Origin of the sequence: Pseudonocardia lacus, assembly GCF_018531445.1 — a bacterium.
Taxonomy (GTDB): Bacteria; Actinomycetota; Actinomycetes; order Mycobacteriales; family Pseudonocardiaceae; genus Pseudonocardia; species Pseudonocardia lacus.
The window spans coordinates 1-15,277 of sequence record NZ_JAHDTH010000079.1; the positions used below are offsets into that span (position 1 = coordinate 1).

General features: G+C 76.6%; 17 protein-coding genes. 5 read left to right on the forward strand and 12 right to left on the reverse strand.

Annotation, left to right across the window (positions count from 1 at the left end; genetic code table 11):
• The 4 genes from KIK08_RS18065 to KIK08_RS41785 form a co-directional block, all read right to left on the reverse strand.
• Positions 1–193: hypothetical protein (locus KIK08_RS18065; RefSeq protein WP_214404352.1), on the reverse strand; the 193-nt coding region annotated here is incomplete at its 3' end.
• Positions 190–321 carry a hypothetical protein gene (locus tag KIK08_RS41080; RefSeq protein ID WP_256446294.1) on the reverse strand — a complete coding sequence of 44 codons (132 nt, stop codon included), beginning with the start codon at positions 319–321 and terminating at the stop codon, positions 190–192. The genes KIK08_RS41080 and KIK08_RS18065, both read right to left, overlap by 4 nt.
• A gap of 115 nt (positions 322–436) precedes the next feature.
• Positions 437–862, reverse strand: coding sequence for a pyridoxamine 5'-phosphate oxidase family protein (locus KIK08_RS41780; RefSeq protein ID WP_214404353.1), 426 nt, complete (start codon positions 860–862; stop codon positions 437–439).
• Positions 863–999: 137 nt separating this feature from the next.
• Entirely contained in the window at positions 1,000–1,437 is a 438-nt protein-coding gene (locus KIK08_RS41785) for an HPF/RaiA family ribosome-associated protein (RefSeq protein WP_214404354.1), read from the reverse strand.
• Between the two features lie 279 nt (positions 1,438–1,716).
• Between KIK08_RS41785 and KIK08_RS18080 the strand changes: the two genes are divergently transcribed.
• Together KIK08_RS18080 and KIK08_RS18085 are read left to right on the forward strand one after the other, a co-directional pair.
• Positions 1,717–2,628 (forward strand): universal stress protein, encoded by a 912-nt coding sequence (locus KIK08_RS18080; protein WP_250557272.1) that lies wholly within the window; start codon positions 1,717–1,719, stop codon positions 2,626–2,628.
• A gap of 20 nt (positions 2,629–2,648) precedes the next feature.
• Positions 2,649–3,560, forward strand: coding sequence for a universal stress protein (locus KIK08_RS18085; RefSeq protein WP_214404355.1), 912 nt, complete (start codon positions 2,649–2,651; stop codon positions 3,558–3,560).
• Positions 3,561–3,733: 173 nt separating this feature from the next.
• Here the strand turns inward: KIK08_RS18085 and KIK08_RS18090 are convergent, their stop codons facing one another.
• From KIK08_RS18090 to KIK08_RS18100, 3 genes are all read right to left on the reverse strand, one after another.
• Positions 3,734–4,228 (reverse strand): hemerythrin domain-containing protein, encoded by a 495-nt coding sequence (locus tag KIK08_RS18090; RefSeq protein WP_250557273.1) that lies wholly within the window; start codon positions 4,226–4,228, stop codon positions 3,734–3,736.
• Positions 4,229–4,351: 123 nt separating this feature from the next.
• Complete coding sequence (locus KIK08_RS41085) at positions 4,352–5,383, reverse strand: Acg family FMN-binding oxidoreductase (protein WP_214404356.1); 1,032 nt, start codon at positions 5,381–5,383, stop codon at positions 4,352–4,354.
• Positions 5,384–5,528: 145 nt separating this feature from the next.
• Positions 5,529–6,548: an Acg family FMN-binding oxidoreductase gene (locus tag KIK08_RS18100; RefSeq protein WP_214404357.1), complete on the reverse strand. Its 1,020-nt coding sequence runs from the start codon at positions 6,546–6,548 to the stop codon at positions 5,529–5,531.
• Between the two features lie 326 nt (positions 6,549–6,874).
• On the opposite strand from KIK08_RS18100, the gene KIK08_RS18105 reads away from it, so the two are divergent.
• From KIK08_RS18105 to KIK08_RS18115, 3 genes are read left to right on the forward strand one after another with little or no spacing between them, the layout of a single operon-like run.
• Positions 6,875–7,705 carry a hypothetical protein gene (locus KIK08_RS18105; protein ID WP_214404358.1) on the forward strand — a complete coding sequence of 277 codons (831 nt, stop codon included), beginning with the start codon at positions 6,875–6,877 and terminating at the stop codon, positions 7,703–7,705.
• A 60-nt stretch (positions 7,706–7,765) separates the two neighbouring features.
• Positions 7,766–8,041 (forward strand): hypothetical protein, encoded by a 276-nt coding sequence (locus tag KIK08_RS18110; RefSeq protein ID WP_214404359.1) that lies wholly within the window; start codon positions 7,766–7,768, stop codon positions 8,039–8,041.
• A 31-nt stretch (positions 8,042–8,072) separates the two neighbouring features.
• On the forward strand, positions 8,073–8,669 hold the full coding sequence (locus KIK08_RS18115) for an Rv1733c family protein (protein ID WP_214404360.1): 597 nt from the start codon (positions 8,073–8,075) through the stop codon (positions 8,667–8,669).
• 63 nt (positions 8,670–8,732) lie between these two features.
• On the opposite strand, the gene KIK08_RS18120 is transcribed toward KIK08_RS18115, so the two are convergent.
• The 5 genes from KIK08_RS18120 to KIK08_RS41790 are packed head-to-tail and all read right to left on the reverse strand — an operon-like array spanning position 8,733 to position 15,226.
• The gene (locus tag KIK08_RS18120) at positions 8,733–10,340 is read right to left on the reverse strand and encodes a class I adenylate-forming enzyme family protein (protein ID WP_308257705.1); all 1,608 of its coding nucleotides are present in this window, start codon (positions 10,338–10,340) and stop codon (positions 8,733–8,735) included.
• Between the two features lie 3 nt (positions 10,341–10,343).
• Positions 10,344–11,609, reverse strand: a complete 1,266-nt coding sequence (locus KIK08_RS18125; RefSeq protein ID WP_214404361.1) for an ABC transporter substrate-binding protein — start codon at positions 11,607–11,609, stop codon at positions 10,344–10,346.
• Positions 11,606–12,766 (reverse strand): branched-chain amino acid ABC transporter permease, encoded by a 1,161-nt coding sequence (locus KIK08_RS18130; RefSeq protein WP_308257706.1) that lies wholly within the window; start codon positions 12,764–12,766, stop codon positions 11,606–11,608. The genes KIK08_RS18125 and KIK08_RS18130 overlap by 4 nt, the downstream gene beginning before the upstream one ends.
• Positions 12,759–13,649: a branched-chain amino acid ABC transporter permease gene (locus tag KIK08_RS18135; RefSeq protein ID WP_214404362.1), complete on the reverse strand. Its 891-nt coding sequence runs from the start codon at positions 13,647–13,649 to the stop codon at positions 12,759–12,761. Before KIK08_RS18135 ends, KIK08_RS18130 begins: the two co-directional genes overlap by 8 nt.
• Positions 13,646–15,226, reverse strand: coding sequence for an ATP-binding cassette domain-containing protein (locus tag KIK08_RS41790; protein WP_308257707.1), 1,581 nt, complete (start codon positions 15,224–15,226; stop codon positions 13,646–13,648). The genes KIK08_RS18135 and KIK08_RS41790 overlap by 4 nt, the downstream gene beginning before the upstream one ends.
• Positions 15,227–15,277 lie beyond the last annotated feature (51 nt).

Consider the following 15,277-nt stretch of genomic DNA (forward strand, 5'->3'; position numbering starts at 1 on the left):
CGAGCGCCCGGGCGACGGCGGACGCCTGCGGCGGCGGCGCGGCCGCGTCGGCACCGACGATCACGATCCGCAGTTCGACGCCGCGCCGGCGCGCCTCGCGGGCGGCCCAGCGCACGGCCGGGTGCGTGCGCTCCCCGTCGCGGACGACGACCTCGACCGTGGTCTGCCCCACCGGGCCGCGGATGTCCCTCACCGCTTCGTCCCCGCGCCGCCGCCGTCGTCGACGAGCGAGCGGACCAGGTCGGTCGTGGTGACGCTCCCGACCAGCCGGTGGTCGTCGTCCAGGGTCTCGGGTGGGGCGGCGAGCTGCCGGATCTCCATGACGTGCTCCTTGCTCGTGCCGGCGTCCTGCCCGTCGAGGGTCGGTGCCGGGGGCGCGGCGGGGCAGGGCCATCGGGCCGGGGCCGACCGGGACGACGGCCCCGCCGGCAGCGGGTCAGCCCAGGCGCCGACCGGTGAGCCGCTGCAGCGGGATGCTGATCACGTGCCCGGTCCGGCCGGAGGCCCAGGGCGGCGGGATGCGGTCGGCGAGCTCGGCGAGCCGGCGGGGGTCGACGACCTCGTAGGCCTCGCCGACGCCGACCACGCTCCACCCGGTGCGGGCCACGGGGTCGAGGTCGTCGACCTCGAACGCGACGACGTGGTGGCGCCCGGCCACCGCGAGCTTGCTGCCGCCGGAGGTCTGGAACACGACCTCCTCGTCGTCGAGCAGGAAGCTGACCGGCTGGGCCGTGGGCAGCGCGGCCTCGGTGAAGATCACCCGCCCGACGGCGGCCGTGCCCACCAGGCGCAGGCACTCGGCGCGGTCGAGCTCGACGAGCTCATGGGCCTCGTCCCAGGGCTGGGCGCCGGATCGCTGCACGACCGAATACTGCGGCACGGCGCCCCCGTCCGCTGGGGTCGAAAGTCCCACGAGGATCGTCCGAAGGACCGGGCCGCCCGGCTGCGGCGGGGCACCTCGACGATGAGGGCGGCGCGGCCCGGTCGGCACGCTGACGATCACCCCACCGGCGGGGCGTCCGTGCCGTCGTCCGGGGTGGTGGTCGCGCTGCCGGTGGTGTCGCCCGCGGTTCGCGCGGGCGGTGACGGAGCGCGCCGGTCGCCGCGCCGGGTCCGCGAGGCCCGGGCGATGCGCTGGTCGAGCCGGTCCAGCAGGAGGTCGGCGGCTTCGCGCGGCGTCGTGCCCTCGGCCCCGACGTGCACGGTCAGGCCGGCCAGCCGGACCGAGGCGCGGGCGACCACGGGCCGCTCGCGGGCCGGGTCCTCGTGCCGGACGACCCGCACGTGCGCGTGTAGGGCGACGCGACCGGTGTGCGAGAGGACGACGGCGATCCGGCGCTGGACGTAGTCGGCGAGGTCGGGCGCGATGCGCCCACTGAGCTCGACGACGGCGGGGAGTGCGGGCAGGGCGGTCGAGGGCTGCGCGGAAGTGCTCACGCGGCCGAGCGTCCCGGCGCGGGACGGGTCGGGACAGGGCCGGGGGACCCGCACCGGTCCGGACGTTCGCCCTGCGGCCGGGGCAGAGCCGTGGCACGACGAGCAGCGCGCACGGGCGGCAGCGGGGTGTCGTGGTGAGCAGCGCGGAGTGCGCCGACCCGCCGGCCGTGCGACCCGGCCGAGGGGGGACCAACGGCCCGCCGATCCCCGGCCGCCCGCCACTGCCCGCGGCAGCACCGCACGACCAGCATGAACGCGTCAGATCGAGAGGAGACGGCGATGAGCGTGGAGGCCGCCACCGGTCGCCGACCCGTCGTGGTCGGTGCGGACGGTTCGGACAGCGCCCTGGAAGCGGTCCGGTGGGCCGCCGTCGAGGCCCGGCGCCGGGACACCGGTCTGCGGGTGGTCACGGCGTTCGGCTGGGCGCCCGAGCACCGCACCGGCAGGACCGAGCGCTACCGGCGGGAGCTGCTGGAGCGCACCCGTTCCCACGTGCTCGCGGGGGCGACCACGGTCGCCGAGCGGACGGTGGACGGCTTGCCGGTCAGCGCGGAGCTGGTGGTCGGGTCCGCCGCCGGTGTGCTGGCCGAGCAGTCGCGCGACGCGCAGCTGCTCGTGCTGGGCAGCCGTGGGCTCGGTGGGCTGGGCGGGCTGCTGGTCGGCTCCGTCGCGGTGGCACTGGCGGCGGGCGCTTCCTGCCCCGTGGTCGTCGTGCGCGGGGAGGACCGCGACCCCTCCTCGCCGGAACCGGTCGTCGTCGGCGTCGACGGCACGCCGACCGACGAGTCCGCGGTCGCGTTCGCCTTCGCCGCCGCGGCGGCCCGCCGCGTCCCGCTGCTCGCCGTGCACGCCTTCGGCGACCTGCTGCTCGACCCGCAGGTCGCGGCCCTGGTCGACTGGGAGGCGCTGGCCGAGGACGCGGGCGCGGTGCTGGCCGACAGGCTCCGTCCGTGGACCGAGAAGTTTCCCGACCTCGACGTCCGCCAGGTCGTCGCGCACGGTTCCGCGGCCCGGGTCCTCGTCGAGAAGTCCGAGGAGGCGCAGCTGGTCGTTATGGGCTCGCGCGGGCGCGGCACCCTCGCCGGGCTCGTGCTGGGCTCGGTCGGCCACGCCGTCCTGCACCGCAGCCACTGCCCGGTCGCCGTCGTCCGCCCGGACGCCGCCCCGGGTCGTGCACCTGCCGAGTCCTGACCCAGCGAGGAGGAACGACCATGTCCGCTCGGTTCGCGCCCGCCACCGGCCCCGTCGTCGTCGGCGTGGACGGCTCCGACAGCGCCCTCACCGCCGTGCGCTGGGCAGTCGGCGAGGCCGGCGGGCGCCGCACGGCGCTGCGCCTCGTCACCGCCTTCGTCGACAACCCCGACCACGTCGTGGGCATCCCCGCCGTGGGCGAGCAGCTCCGCCAGGAGCAGCGCGCCGTCGCGCGGCGCGGCCTGGCCGCCGCCGTCGCCGCGGCCCGCGCCGCCGATCCCGACCTGCGCGTCGAGGACGAGCTGCGCCTCGGCCTCCCCGTCGGCGTGCTGGCGGAGGAGGCACACCGGGCGCAGCTGCTGGTGGTCGGCAGCCGCGGGCTCGGGGGGCTGGCCGGGCTGTTGGTCGGCTCGGTGGCCGTCGGCCTGGCCGGGCGCGCGGCCTGCCCGGTCGTGGTCGTGCGGGGGGAGCACCCGGAGACCGGAGCGGACCGACCGGTCGTCGTCGGCGTGGACGGCACACCCACCAGCGAGGCCGCCATCGCCTTCGCCTACGAGGCCGCGGCCGCGCGCGGGGCTCCCCTGATCGCCCTGCGCACGTGGGTGGCCGCCGAGTACGCCCCCGGGCTCGCCCCGCTCGTGGAGTGGGACCCGATCGCCGCCGCGGAGGAGGAGATCCTCGCCGAACGGCTCGCCGGGTGGGCCGAGAAGTACCCCGACGTGCGGGTGCGCCGGCTCGTCGGACGCGACGGCGCGGCCCGCGCGCTGGTCGACCTCTCCGCCGACGCCCAACTCGTCGTGGTGGGGTCGCGGGGCCGCGGCGCGCTCGTCGGCATGCTGCTGGGCTCGGTCAGCCACGCCGTGCTGCACCGCAGCCACTGCCCGGTGGCGGTCGTGCGCCCGGAGACCCCGGGCCGGCCGACCGCGAGCTGACCTCCGACGACGTGCGGCGTCGCCGGGGGATACCGGCGACGGGCAGGTAGCGCCGGTGCGCGCCCGGGACGAGGAGACCGCGACCACGCCGGTCCTGGTGACCGCGCGCTGCACCGGCCCGGACGGCGAGCCGGTCACCGGCCGGGTGGTCGCGCCGTTCGGAGCGGACGTCGTCAGAGGGCCGACGGCTGCGGCCCGGGGCCGACCCGGGCGCGGACGGCCTCGATCGCCTCCCAGTCCGTCGGGTCCAGGGTGGCCAGCGCGGCGGGGAAGGCGCCGTCCTGCTCGGCGAGGATGTGCTCCCGCAGCAGGTGCAGCGCGTCGAGCAGGCGCGCGGGCCACTGCGGGTCGGCCGGGTCCCCGTCGCGGGCCTCGCCGAGGACACCTTCGATGCGGCGGTGCTGGGCGGTCAGCTCGGCGACGTGCTCGGAGAACCCGGCCGCCAGCGGCGGGAACAGGCCCTCCTCCTCGACCGCCGTGTGCGGCCCGAGCACGGCCGCGATCCGCCTCGCCACCGCGGCCATGGCGGTGACGTCGCCCGCCGCGTGCGCGGCGGGCACCCGGCTGATCAGCGCGACCACCTCGTCGTGTTCCCGGGTGAGCTCGGCGATCGCGTCGATGGCCTGGCAGCCGCAGTACTCGCACATCGCCTGCTCCCTCGTCCGCATCCGCTCACCGCGAGCCGCTCGGGCTCCGATCCTCGTTCGGGGCTGTGGTGTCGACACTCGCACCCGTCGGGGGCGCTGCGGACCGGTCGGCGGGCCCGGGTCGGGCGGGACCTCCGACCCCCGTCAGGCCCCTCGGGGACGCCGGGTGTCGGGTTCCACGAGGACGGCCGAGAGCGGACGGCGGGGCACGTCGGGCAGTGGCGCGGCGCCGGCGGCCGGCCACCCGACCCGGATCACCAGCTGCGGCTGGTCCGCGACGCCCAGCACGTCGCGGCGCAGCCGCAGCCGGCTCGCGTGGACCTCGACGGCCTGGCTGAACGGCGTCGTGGCCAGTCCCATGCCGGTGGCGGTGAGCAGGACCGCGCTGGTCGCCTGTCCGGCCCGCACCCGCTCGACCGTCGAGTCGCCGACGGTCAGCAGTACGAGGAAGACGGCCCCGTCGTCGACGTCGGGGTGGTGGCCGGGCCGGGCGGGGGCCCGGCTCAGCCCGGCCGGTCCGAACTGGCGCTGCACGAGGGCCGCGGAGGTGCCGATCGGCGGGGCGGAGACGTTGGCGGCGGGGACGCCGTCCTGGGCGGCGGTCGGGCGGTGGGTCCAGCGCTGCAGCTCCGCGGCGTAGCCGGGGTGGGTCCGCTGCAGGGTCGCGGCCTCGGCGAGCGCGGCCAGCAGCACCGCGCGCTTGCCCGGCTCGACGACCGGGACCAGCCGCGCGCCCTCGGTCCCCGCCCGGGCGACGAGCGCGTCGAGCAGTTCGGGCGGGGCCGGGCGTCGGCTCATCCGGCGCCGGTCGGTGCGCCTGCGGGTGATCCAGGGGGCCATCCGCCGCAGGGCCGGCTCGGGCGCCCCGGCGACCGGGCGCACGGTGGCCAGGTGGAACCGGTTCTCCGGGTCGGGCAGCAGGTCCACATCGCACGCCACGTCCGTCCCGGCGAACGCGGCCCGCAGGTGGTGCAGCGCGGCGCCGCAGCTGAGCTGCAGGTCGCGGCGGTCCGGGTCGGTGGCGGCCAGGTGGCGGAACCGGTCGGCGTGCAGCTCGACCGCGCCGGGGCGGATGCGCCAGCGCCACGGCTGGGTGTTGTGCACCGACGGGGCGCGCACCGCCAGTTCGAGCGCCGCGCGGATGGTCGCCGCTCCGACGAGGATCGTGTCGCTCATGTCGCCGTCCCTGCTGTCGTCTCGTCCACCGCGCCCGGCGGTGTCGGCCCGCTGGCCGTTCCGACGGGTGTGGCGAGGGTCCGTCGTGGGCGCGGCGTGCGGGAGGACCGCAAGGCCCGCCGGGCGGGGGACGTCGGTCCCGTCCTCAGCGCACCGCGTGGCCCGGTTCCGCGGTGGGCCGCGGGTCGAGCAGGTCGGTGACCGGTCGGCGGGGGGTCGCCGGCACCGGGTACCCCCGCCCGATCCGCAGGACCACCTGGGGCGGTCGCGTGACGCGCAGGAGGTGGCGCAGCTGCTCCCGGGTCTCGGGTACCTCGACGACCTGGGACAGGAACGAGGCGGCCAGCCCGTCCGCGGTCGCGGTGAGCAGCACCCGCTGCAGCGCCTGCCCGGCCTGCAGGTCGCCGGTGCGGCCGGTGAGGTGCGAGGTGAGCACGGCGATCAGCGGTTCGCGCTCGAAGCGCTTGTCCTCGGGCAGGGAGCCGGCCGAGCCGCCGGTGAAGTCCCGGTGGATCCAGCCGGTCGTCGGTTCGGGGAGGGGACCGCCCGCGGAGGCGGGGACGCCGTCGGTGCGGTCCGGGCCCGTCCCGGTCCATCGCGCCAGCTCGTCGCGCACGGCCGCGTCGGTCAGCTGCCGGCGGTGGGCTGTCGCGGCCATGTCGCGCAGCCGGGCGCGGTCGCCGGGCTCGCGCACGATGTGCAGCCAGGCGCCCTCGTCCTGGGCGGCCCGCCGCAGCGCGTACTGCTCGGGCAGGCTGACGGGGGTGTCGCTGAACGGGTGGCGGTTGGTGTGCCGGCGCGGCGCGGCGTCGAGCAGCCTGCGCAGCTCGGGGGTGATCGGTCGGGTGCCGCCGGGGCGGACCGCGGCCAGGACGTCCGGCTGGGCCGGGTCGGGCAGCAGCGTAACCAGGGGTCGGATCCCCTGGCCGTGCAGCGCCAGGCGCAAGGTGAACAGCGCGGCTCCGCAGGCGATGCGCAGCTCGCGGTCGTCGGGGTCGATCCCGGGCAGGCTCCGCTCCCGGTCGGCGACGAGCAGGATCGCCCCCGGCTCGACGTGGAAGCGCCACGGCTGCGCGTTGTGCAGCGAGGGCGCCATGCCCGCGGTGGCGAGCACCTCGTGGAGCTGGGCGTGGGTGAGGGCGAATGCCCCTCGGTAGTCCTGCATGCGACCCTCCCAGCGGCGGCTGACCGTTCCTGATCGCCGCCGAGGGTGCCGCGCGCGCCGGCGACCGCGGTACGGGCGAAAGACCCGCACCGGCCGGGGCGACGGGCGCCCCCGCGGTCGCCGACGAGCAGGACCAGGCCGGCGCGGGTCTCCCGGACGGTCCCGTCGGTCATCCGGTCGAGCGTCTTCCGCGCGCCCGCGCCGGCGGCAGGGTCGGAGGTCCCGTCGGACGTCGCCGGAGGCCACCGCCATGTCGGTGCGAACGGCGACCGGTACCGGGCCCGCCGGCCGTCGACCGCGCGGGTGGGCGGCCGGAGACTGGCGCCATGACCGCTCCGCAGGTGAGTTCGCAGGTGAATCGGCACGCGAGTGGCGGCATCGGCGCCCTCGTCGGCGACAGCGCGGCCATGCGGGCCGCGGTCGCCCGGGCCGTTGCGGTGCCCGGGGCCAAGCGGTGGTGGATCGAGCCGATCAGCGGCGGGGTCGAGCTGCACGGCGAGGTCGCGGCGGGCGGGGGCGGTCCGTGGGCCCCCGACACCCGCCTCGCGGCGGGCGCCGGGCTGTTCGCCGTGCACCTGGAGATCGCCGTGCACGCCGTGCGCCCGGTCACCTCGCTGGTGCCGCGGAATCGTCGCCCGAGCCTGCTCGCGGTGCTGCGCTACGGAGCCGAGGCGCCGCCCACTCCGACCGAGCGCACCTTGCACGCCGTCCTGGCCGGAGCGCGGCCGCGCCCGCTCGTCGAGCTGCCCGGCATCCGGCCGTACCTGCGCCGGGCCGCCGAGGCCGAGGCCACCTGGGTGCGCAGCGCGGTCGACCCCGGCGAGCGCGCGGCGATCGGCACCCTGCTCGCCCGCGGCGGCGCGGACCTCGACCCGGAGGCGATGCTGGTGCTGGTGGCCAGCCCGTACGACCTGCCGGCCGGCCAGCTGCGCGCCGGGCGCGCCGTGCAGCGCATCCTGCTCACCGCGACCGCCCTGGGCTACCCGGGTGCGCTCGTCACCGGCCGGGCGGGGCTGGACCTGTCGCACCGCGCGATGATCGCGTCCGGCTCGGGCATCGGCGCGGTGCCGCAGGCGGTGCTCTCCATCGGGCCCCGGCGCGATGCCTCGCGGGAGGTGGCGAGCAGGGACGTCGGTCCCGCATCGAGCGGGTCCTAGCGCCCTGTCGGTCAGGCGCGGCCACGGGCACGCTGGCAGCCGACCGAGGAGGTGGTGAGCGTGAACGACCTGGATCCCGTCGACACCGCCCGCGCTGTACCGGGCGACTGGCTGGTCGTGCCCGGGGAGCTGAACGAGCACCTGTGGCGGTGGGGCCGCATCGGCGAGGTGCTGCCCGCGCCCGAGGGCGTGGTCCGCCTGCGCGTGCGCTGGATCGGTGACGTGCGCGACTCCGTGGTGGTGGCGCCGGAGGGCGCCCGGATCGAGAAGGCGGCGAGTTGGCCGGACCCGGCCGGCGACGCGATCGGGGTCTGGCCGGATCCGCACTCGCGGTAGCGGACGAGCAGCGGACGAGGAGGTGGGCGCGATGGACCGCCGATCGACGGGGAGGCCGGACCGGCTGCCGCGGCGCGGCACCGACCGCCTCGAGGACGCCGCGGCGTGGCTGCTGATGATCGCCGGGCTGCTGCTGGTGGTCCTGGCGGTGACCGCCGCGCTCGGCGTGGGGGCGTCGGCGACGGCCCGCGCCCGGGCGGAGACCGCCGAGCGGGTGGAGGTGCCGGCGACGGTGCTGCGGGACGCGCCGGAGGTCGCCGTGCTGCCCGGGGCGGGCCTGCCGCGGGTGCTGACCGACGTCACCTGGACGGAGCCCGACGGCACGTCGCGCACCGGTGCGGCGCTGGCGCCCGCGCTGACCCGCGCCGGGCAGCCGGTCACGGTCTGGCTGGACCGCAGCGGTCAGCCGGTCGACGAGCCCTTCGACGAGGCGTCCGCCGGGATCGCCGCCGTGGCGGTCTGCGTGTTCGTGCTGATGGCCGGTGCGGTCGTGCTGACCACGGCGTGGATCGGCGTCCGGCACGGCATCGCCGTGCTCAACGGCCGCGGCTGGGAGCGCGAGTGGGAGCGGGTCGGTCCGGAGTGGACCGGACACGGCCGGCAGGACGCCGGGCGCTCGGGCGACTGACGGCCGGCTCGCGGCCCTCTCCTCGGGAACGGTGGGCGCACAGCCCGGCGAGGAGCGTCGGCGTCACGGGGCCGCCGTGGGGCGCAGGTCCGGGTCCGCGGCGGCCATCCGGCGCAGCTCGGCTCGCTGGATCTTGGTGGAGGCGGTCATCGGCAGCTCGTCGAGCGTGCGCCAGACCCGTGGCACCTTGAACGGGGAGAGCCGGTCGCGGCAGTGCCGCTCCAGCTCGACGGGATCGATGCGGGCGCCGGGTTCGGGGACGACGAAGGCGACGACCAGCTCGCCCCAGCGGGTGTCGGGTGCGCCGACGACCGCGGCCCGCGCCACCGACGGGTGGCCGGCGACCGCCTCCTCGACCTCCTCCGGCGAGACGTTCTCCCCGCCGGTCTTGATCATGTCCTTCAGCCGGCCGACGATCCGGCAGGCGCCGGTGGCGTCCATGACCGCGAGGTCGCCGGTGTGCAGCCAGCCCTGCGGGTCGATGGCCGCCGCGGTCGCCGCGGGGTCCTGGTAGTAGCCGCGGGTCAGCCGGTCCCCGCGCACCCAGAGCTCCCCGGTCTCGCCGGGCACCGCGGGAACGCCGTCCGGGGTGGCGACGCGGACGTCGGTGCCGGCCAGCGGCCGGCCGACCGTCGTGCGGCGCACCGGGTCGGGGTCGGTCGGCGCGGACAGCAGGGCCGAGCCGCAGGTCTCGGTCATGCCGAAGGTGGTGATCAGCGGCGCGCCGAAGGTCGACTCGACCCGGTCGACGAAGCCGGGCAGCACGGTCTGGCCGCCGGTGAACACGACCCGCAGGCTGCTCAGGTCGGTGTCACCGATCTCCGGTCGGGCCATGAGCAGGTCGAGCAGGGTCGGGGCGGCGGAGAGCAGGGTGGCCCTCCGCTCGCTGACGAGGGCCAGCACGCGGCCGGGCTCGAACGCCACCACCACGTGCTCGCACCGCTGCCACAGCGCACCCATGACCCCCAGGACGTTGCCGGCGGTGTGGAACAGCGGCATGGGGTTGATCCACACCCCGCCCTCGGGCAACCCGATGCGCTCGCGGAAGGCGTGCGACGTCGCCACCATGCCGGCGTGCGTGGTCTGCACGCCCTTGGCCCGGCCGGTCGTGCCCGAGGTGAACTGGATCTGCGCGAGGCCCCCCGGTGACACGGTCGGGAGGCTGGTGGGCCGGTCGTGCAGCAGCGCCCGCCAGTCGCCGGTGCAGCGGTGGACCTCCCGCAGCGTCGGCAGTCGGGCGGCCGCCTCGGCCGCCAGGTCGGCCGCCGGGTTGCCGGCGGCGTCCTCGGCCGCGTAGACCGCGGCGGCGCCGGAGAGTCGCAGCGCGTGCTCCAGTTCCGGCCCGCGGGAGCGCGGGTTCACCGGGACCAGGACCATGCCGGCCAGGGCCGCCCCGAGCTGCAGGAGCACGGCCTCCGGGCCGTTGGCCAGGCAGGTGGCGATCCGGGTGCCGGGCTCGTGGCGGGCCAGCAGCCCGGCGGCCACCCGCTCGGCGTCCGCGAGCAGGTCGGCGGCGGTCCAGGCGCGCTCCTCCCGCTGGGTCACGGTCCGCAGCAGCGGGTCGGTCGGGCCGAGCCGCGCGGCCCGGGCGAGCACGTCGCCGATGACGCGCTCGACGAGCTCCGGTGCCGGCGGGGCGAGCAGCTCGCAGCGCTCCAGGGGACCGCCCACCGCTCAGCCGACCGGGAAGCTCTGCGCGCTCGGACCCTCGACCGTGCCCAGCACCTCGAGCCCGCCGTCGGCCTGCGCGGAGGCGCGGGAGACGTAGACCGTGCGGGTCGGCGGCTTCGCCGGGTCGGTGAAGTCCATCGGCGTGGCGAACAGGCCCTCGGTGTCCAGGTCGGCGGTCCCGCGCATGGCGGTGACGACGCCCTCCGGGGTCAGGTCGCCTGCGTCGCAGGCGCCGCGCAGCGCGTTGGTGAGCAACTCGGCCTGGGCGTAGGCCAGCGGCACCTCCCAGCCGGTCTCGCCGTCGGGGGCCGCGGTCGCGTAGAGCTCCCGAGCCGCCTGAACGCCGGGCTTGTCGAGGCTGAACGGCGCGATGCTGGTGACCGTGTAGAAGTTCTGCTCCAGGGCCGGTCCGGCCGGCGTCTGCAGCAGCGAGGGGCCGAAGGTGGGGGTGTTGCCGATGATCGGCACGTTCAGACCCTGCGCGGACATGACGCCGGCGAGGGAGGCGAGCTGGGCGGGTGCGGCGCCGAGGATCACCGCGGACACGCCGGCCTGCTGGAGCGCGGAGGCCTGGGCGGTCAGGTCGGTGTCCCGCGGCGTGATCTCCTGCGGTACGACCTCCAGCCCGCGCTGCTGGGCCGCGTACTGCGCCCCGGCGAGCGAGTCGTTGCCGTAGTCGCCGACGAAGTAGACGACCCCGACCTTGCCCCCGGGGGCCACGCCCAGCTCGTCGACGAGGTAGTCGATCGCGTTCGCGCTCTCGATGCCGTAGGTCGTGCCGGGGATCTGGGCGTTCTCGTACTGCAGGGCGACGCCGGCCCAGCCGTGCCCGCCCAGGTAGAGCCCGTCGGCCTGGGCCAGCGGCAGCACGGCGGCCGACGTCGGCCCGCCCAGCACCTGCTGCAGGGCGACGACGTTCGAGGCCATGCTGCGGTAGAGCGCCACGGCCTTCTGCGGGTCGTAGCCGTGGTCCTGGACGTCGACCTGGACGTCCCGGTCGCAGATCCCGCCGTCGGCGTTGACCTTCTCGTAGTAGGCCCGGGTCTCGGCGACCTGGACCGCGGCGCCCGCGGCGAACGGCCCCGACAGGTCGGTGAGCATGCCGACGGTGATGGTGTCGGCGGTGACGCCGGTGCCGGTCCGCACGTCCCCGGCCGAGCCGCCCTGGGCGGTGCCGCCCTGCCCGGCGTTCGGGTCCTCGGTGGAACAGGCGGCGAGGACGGCGGCGCAGCCGGCGAGGGCCAGCGCGGCGCGGATCCGGTGCTTCATGACGAGGTCTCCTTCGACCTGGTGGGGACGTCGGGGTGCGGTGCGGACGGGGACGCGCCGGTTCCGGCCGGCGGCGGGGGTGCGGGTGGGGGGTCGTCCGGGTCGGGCAGGGCGCGCCGGCGGCGGAGCCTGCCGGCCGCGCCGGCCAGGCCGCCGCGCAGGAACAGCAGCACGGCGACGATGGCCGCGCCGTACAGCAGCCGGGCGAGGGTGGCCGCGTCCAACCCCCCGGAGCCCGGCGACGCGAGGAACGGCAGGTCGGAGCTGTACTGGGTGAGCACCAGCGGCAGGATGACGACGAAGGCGGCGCCCGCGGCGGCCCCGGCGATCGAGCCGAGCCCGCCCAGCACGATCATCACCAGGAAGTCGATCGACAGCTGCAGCCCGAACAGGTCCGGTGCGATCCGGCCGTAGGCCAGGGCCATGAGCGCGCCGGCGACGCCCGCGTAGGCCGAGGAGATGACGAAGGCGGTGGCCTTGGCGCGCGCCACGTGGATGCCCGTCGAGGCGGCCGCGGTCTCGCTGTCGCGCACGTTGGCCAGCGCCCGGCCGGTGCGGCTGGCCTTGACGTTGCGACCCAGCCACGCGGCGAGCAGGACGACGCCGAGGAACAGGTACCAGAGCCGGTGCAGGCCCTCGAACTGCACACCGGCGACGGCGAGGTAGTCCGGGTCGTTGTTGCTGAAGCTGAAGCCCGGGACCGAGAACGGCTCCACGGAGCGCCCGACGAAGCCACCGGTCGCGCCCTGCAGGTTGACCATCAGGTGGCGGGCGAGGAAGACCAGGCCGATGGTGGCCAGCCCCAGGTAGATCCCGCGCAGGCGACCCGAGATGGGGCTGAACAGCGCCCCGGCCACGGCGGCCACCACGCCGGCGAGCACGAGGCCGAGCACGGGGGGCAGGCCGATACCGGCGGCGCGGCCGTCGGTCTCGCCGACCGCCCACGCGTAGGTGTAGGCGCCCAGAGCGGCGAAGGAGGCGTGGCCGAGCGACAGCTGCCCGGCCACCCCGACCAGCAGGGTCAGCCCGATCGCCCCGACCACCGCGGCCATGGTGAACAGGCCGGTCTGCAGCCAGAAGTCGTCGAGCAGGAACGGCAGGGCCGCGGCGAGCAGCGCGGCCGCCACCACGGGGAGTCGACGGCGGATCTCAGGCACGGACGGCCTCCTCGCGGCCGAAGAGCCCGGAGGGCCGCACGAGCAGCACGAGGATCATCACGGCGTAGGGGACGACCTCGCCGAGGCCGCGCCCGAGGAAGTGCAGCTGGGTCTCGTAGCCGACGGCCAGTGCGGTGACCACCCCGATGATCAGGCCGCCGACGATCGCGCCGACGACGGAGTCGAACCCGCCGAGCACCCAGGCCGGGATCGCGGCGAACGCGCTGATGGCCAGCGCGGGGGCCACGCCCGGGGCGGGGAACGAGGCCAGGAAGATGCCGGCGATCGCGGCGAGCGCCCCGGCCAGCGCCCACCCCGCGGCGCCGGTGCGCGACAGCCGGATGCCCATCAGGGAGGCGGTGTCGCCGTCGGCGGCCGCGGCGCGCATCGCCACCCCGAAGCCGGTGCGCGCGAAGAGGAACCAGAGCAGCCCGAACACGAGCACGGCCAGGCCGGCGGCGACGGCGCGGCTGGTGGGCAGGGTGACCCCGCCCAGGGTGACGACATCGGCTCCCCACGGGGCGCCGATCGGCAGCACCCGGTTGCCGATGCGTCGGGTCAGCTCGGTGAGCAGCAGGATGTCGACGCCCAGCATGAGGATGGCGGCGGTGCCGGGGTTGGCCTCGGCGAGGTTGCGCACCAGCACCGCGTTGATCAGCACGCCCAGCAGCGCCGCACCGGCGATGCCCACGACGACCGCGGCCCAGAAGCCGATCGGGTCGTGCAGGACGGCGACCAGGTAGGCGCCGGTCAGCAGGACCGATCCGTGGGCGAAGTTCAGCACGCCGGTCGAGGTGAAGACGATGACGAAGCCGACCGCGATCAGCCCGAGGATGAGCCCGTAGGACAGGCCGTTGGCCAGCTGGGTGAGGAAGTAGCTCATGCCGCCGCCGTCCCCAGGTAGGCGCGCAGCACCTCGGGGTCGCGCTGGACCTCGCGCGGGGTGCCCTCGGCGATGCGCTTGCCGAAGTCCAGCACGGTGACCCGCTCGGCCAGCCCCATCACGAACGGCATGTCGTGCTCGACGAGCAGGACCGACAGCCCCAGTTCCCGCTGGACGGCGCGGATGGCGTCGGCCATGACCGCCGACTCGCCGTGGGTCATCCCGGCGACCGGCTCGTCCAGCAGCAGGAGGGTGGGCTCGGAGGCCAGCGCCCGACCCATCTCGACCCGCTTGCGGTCGCCGTAGGACAGCGTGTGCACGGCCCGGTCGAGGAGGGGGGCGATGCCGAGCAGGTCGGCGATGCGGCGCACCGCCGCGCGTTCGGCGCGCTCCTCCCGGCGGGCCCGCGGGAGCCGCAGCGCCTGGGCGGAGGTGCGGGTGCGCATCACCCGGTGCCGCCCGACGAGGAGGTTGTCCTCGACGCTCGCCTCGAGTGAGAGCGAGATGTTCTGGAAGGTGCGGGCGACGCCGAGGTCGGCGATGCGGTGCGCCGGTAGCGAGGTCACCGCCGCGTCGCCGTAGTGCACGGTGCCGCTGGTCGCGCGGTAGGCGCCGCCGAGGACGTTGATGCAGGTCGACTTCCCCGCGCCGTTGGGCCCGATGAGGGCGTGGACGGTGCCGGCCCCGACGGTGAACGACACCCCGGAGAGCGCGGTGATGCCGCCGAAGCGCACCGTCAGGTCCTCGACGCGCAGCTCCTGGGCCCGGGCCGGCGTCGAGCGCTGCAGGTGCGCCGCCGCGGCCGGCGGTGCGTCCTGGACGACGTGGTCGGTGTCGGGGGCCGCGACCCCCAGGTAGCGGTCGCGGATCTCGTCGGTGGCGGCCAGCTCGGCCGAGCTGCCCCGGGTGGAGACGACCCCGACCTCGAGCACGTAGGCCCGGTCGGCCACCCGCAGGCCCATCGCGGCGTTCTGCTCGATGAGCAGCACCGAGGTGCCCTGGGCGTGGATCTGCTCGATGATGTCGCCGATCTGCTCGACCAGCTGCGGGGCCAGGCCCAGCGACGGCTCGTCGAGCAGCAGCAGCTTGGGCGAGGTCATCAGCGCCCGACCCATCGCCAGCATCTGCTGCTGCCCGCCCGACAGCAGGCCGCCGCGCTGGTGGCGGCGCTCGGCGAGGATCGGGAAGAGCCGGAAGACCCGCTCGGTGGCCGCCCGCCGGGCGCGCGCATCGCGGACCGTGTAGCCACCGGCCCGCAGGTTCTCCTCCACGGTGAGGTCGCGGAAGATGCGCCGGCCCTCCGGCACCTGCACCAGTCCCGCGCGCACCGCCGCGGAGGCATCGTGCCGGGCGAGGTCCCGGCCGTCGAAGCGCACGCGCCCCGCCGTGACCCGCCCGCCGACGCTTCCCAGCGACTGCGAGACTGCCCGCAGCAGCGTGGTCTTGCCGGCGCCGTTGCTGCCCAGCACGGCGACCACCGATCCGGCCTCGACGCTCAGCGAGACCCCCCGCAGCGCTCGCACGGCGCCGCCGTACTCGACGGTGAGGTCTTCGACGGACAGGAGTGGATCGGGCACCAGGCACCTTCCGTCCGGGCTTCTGCGGTGAACGGGCGGACGACGCGGGGG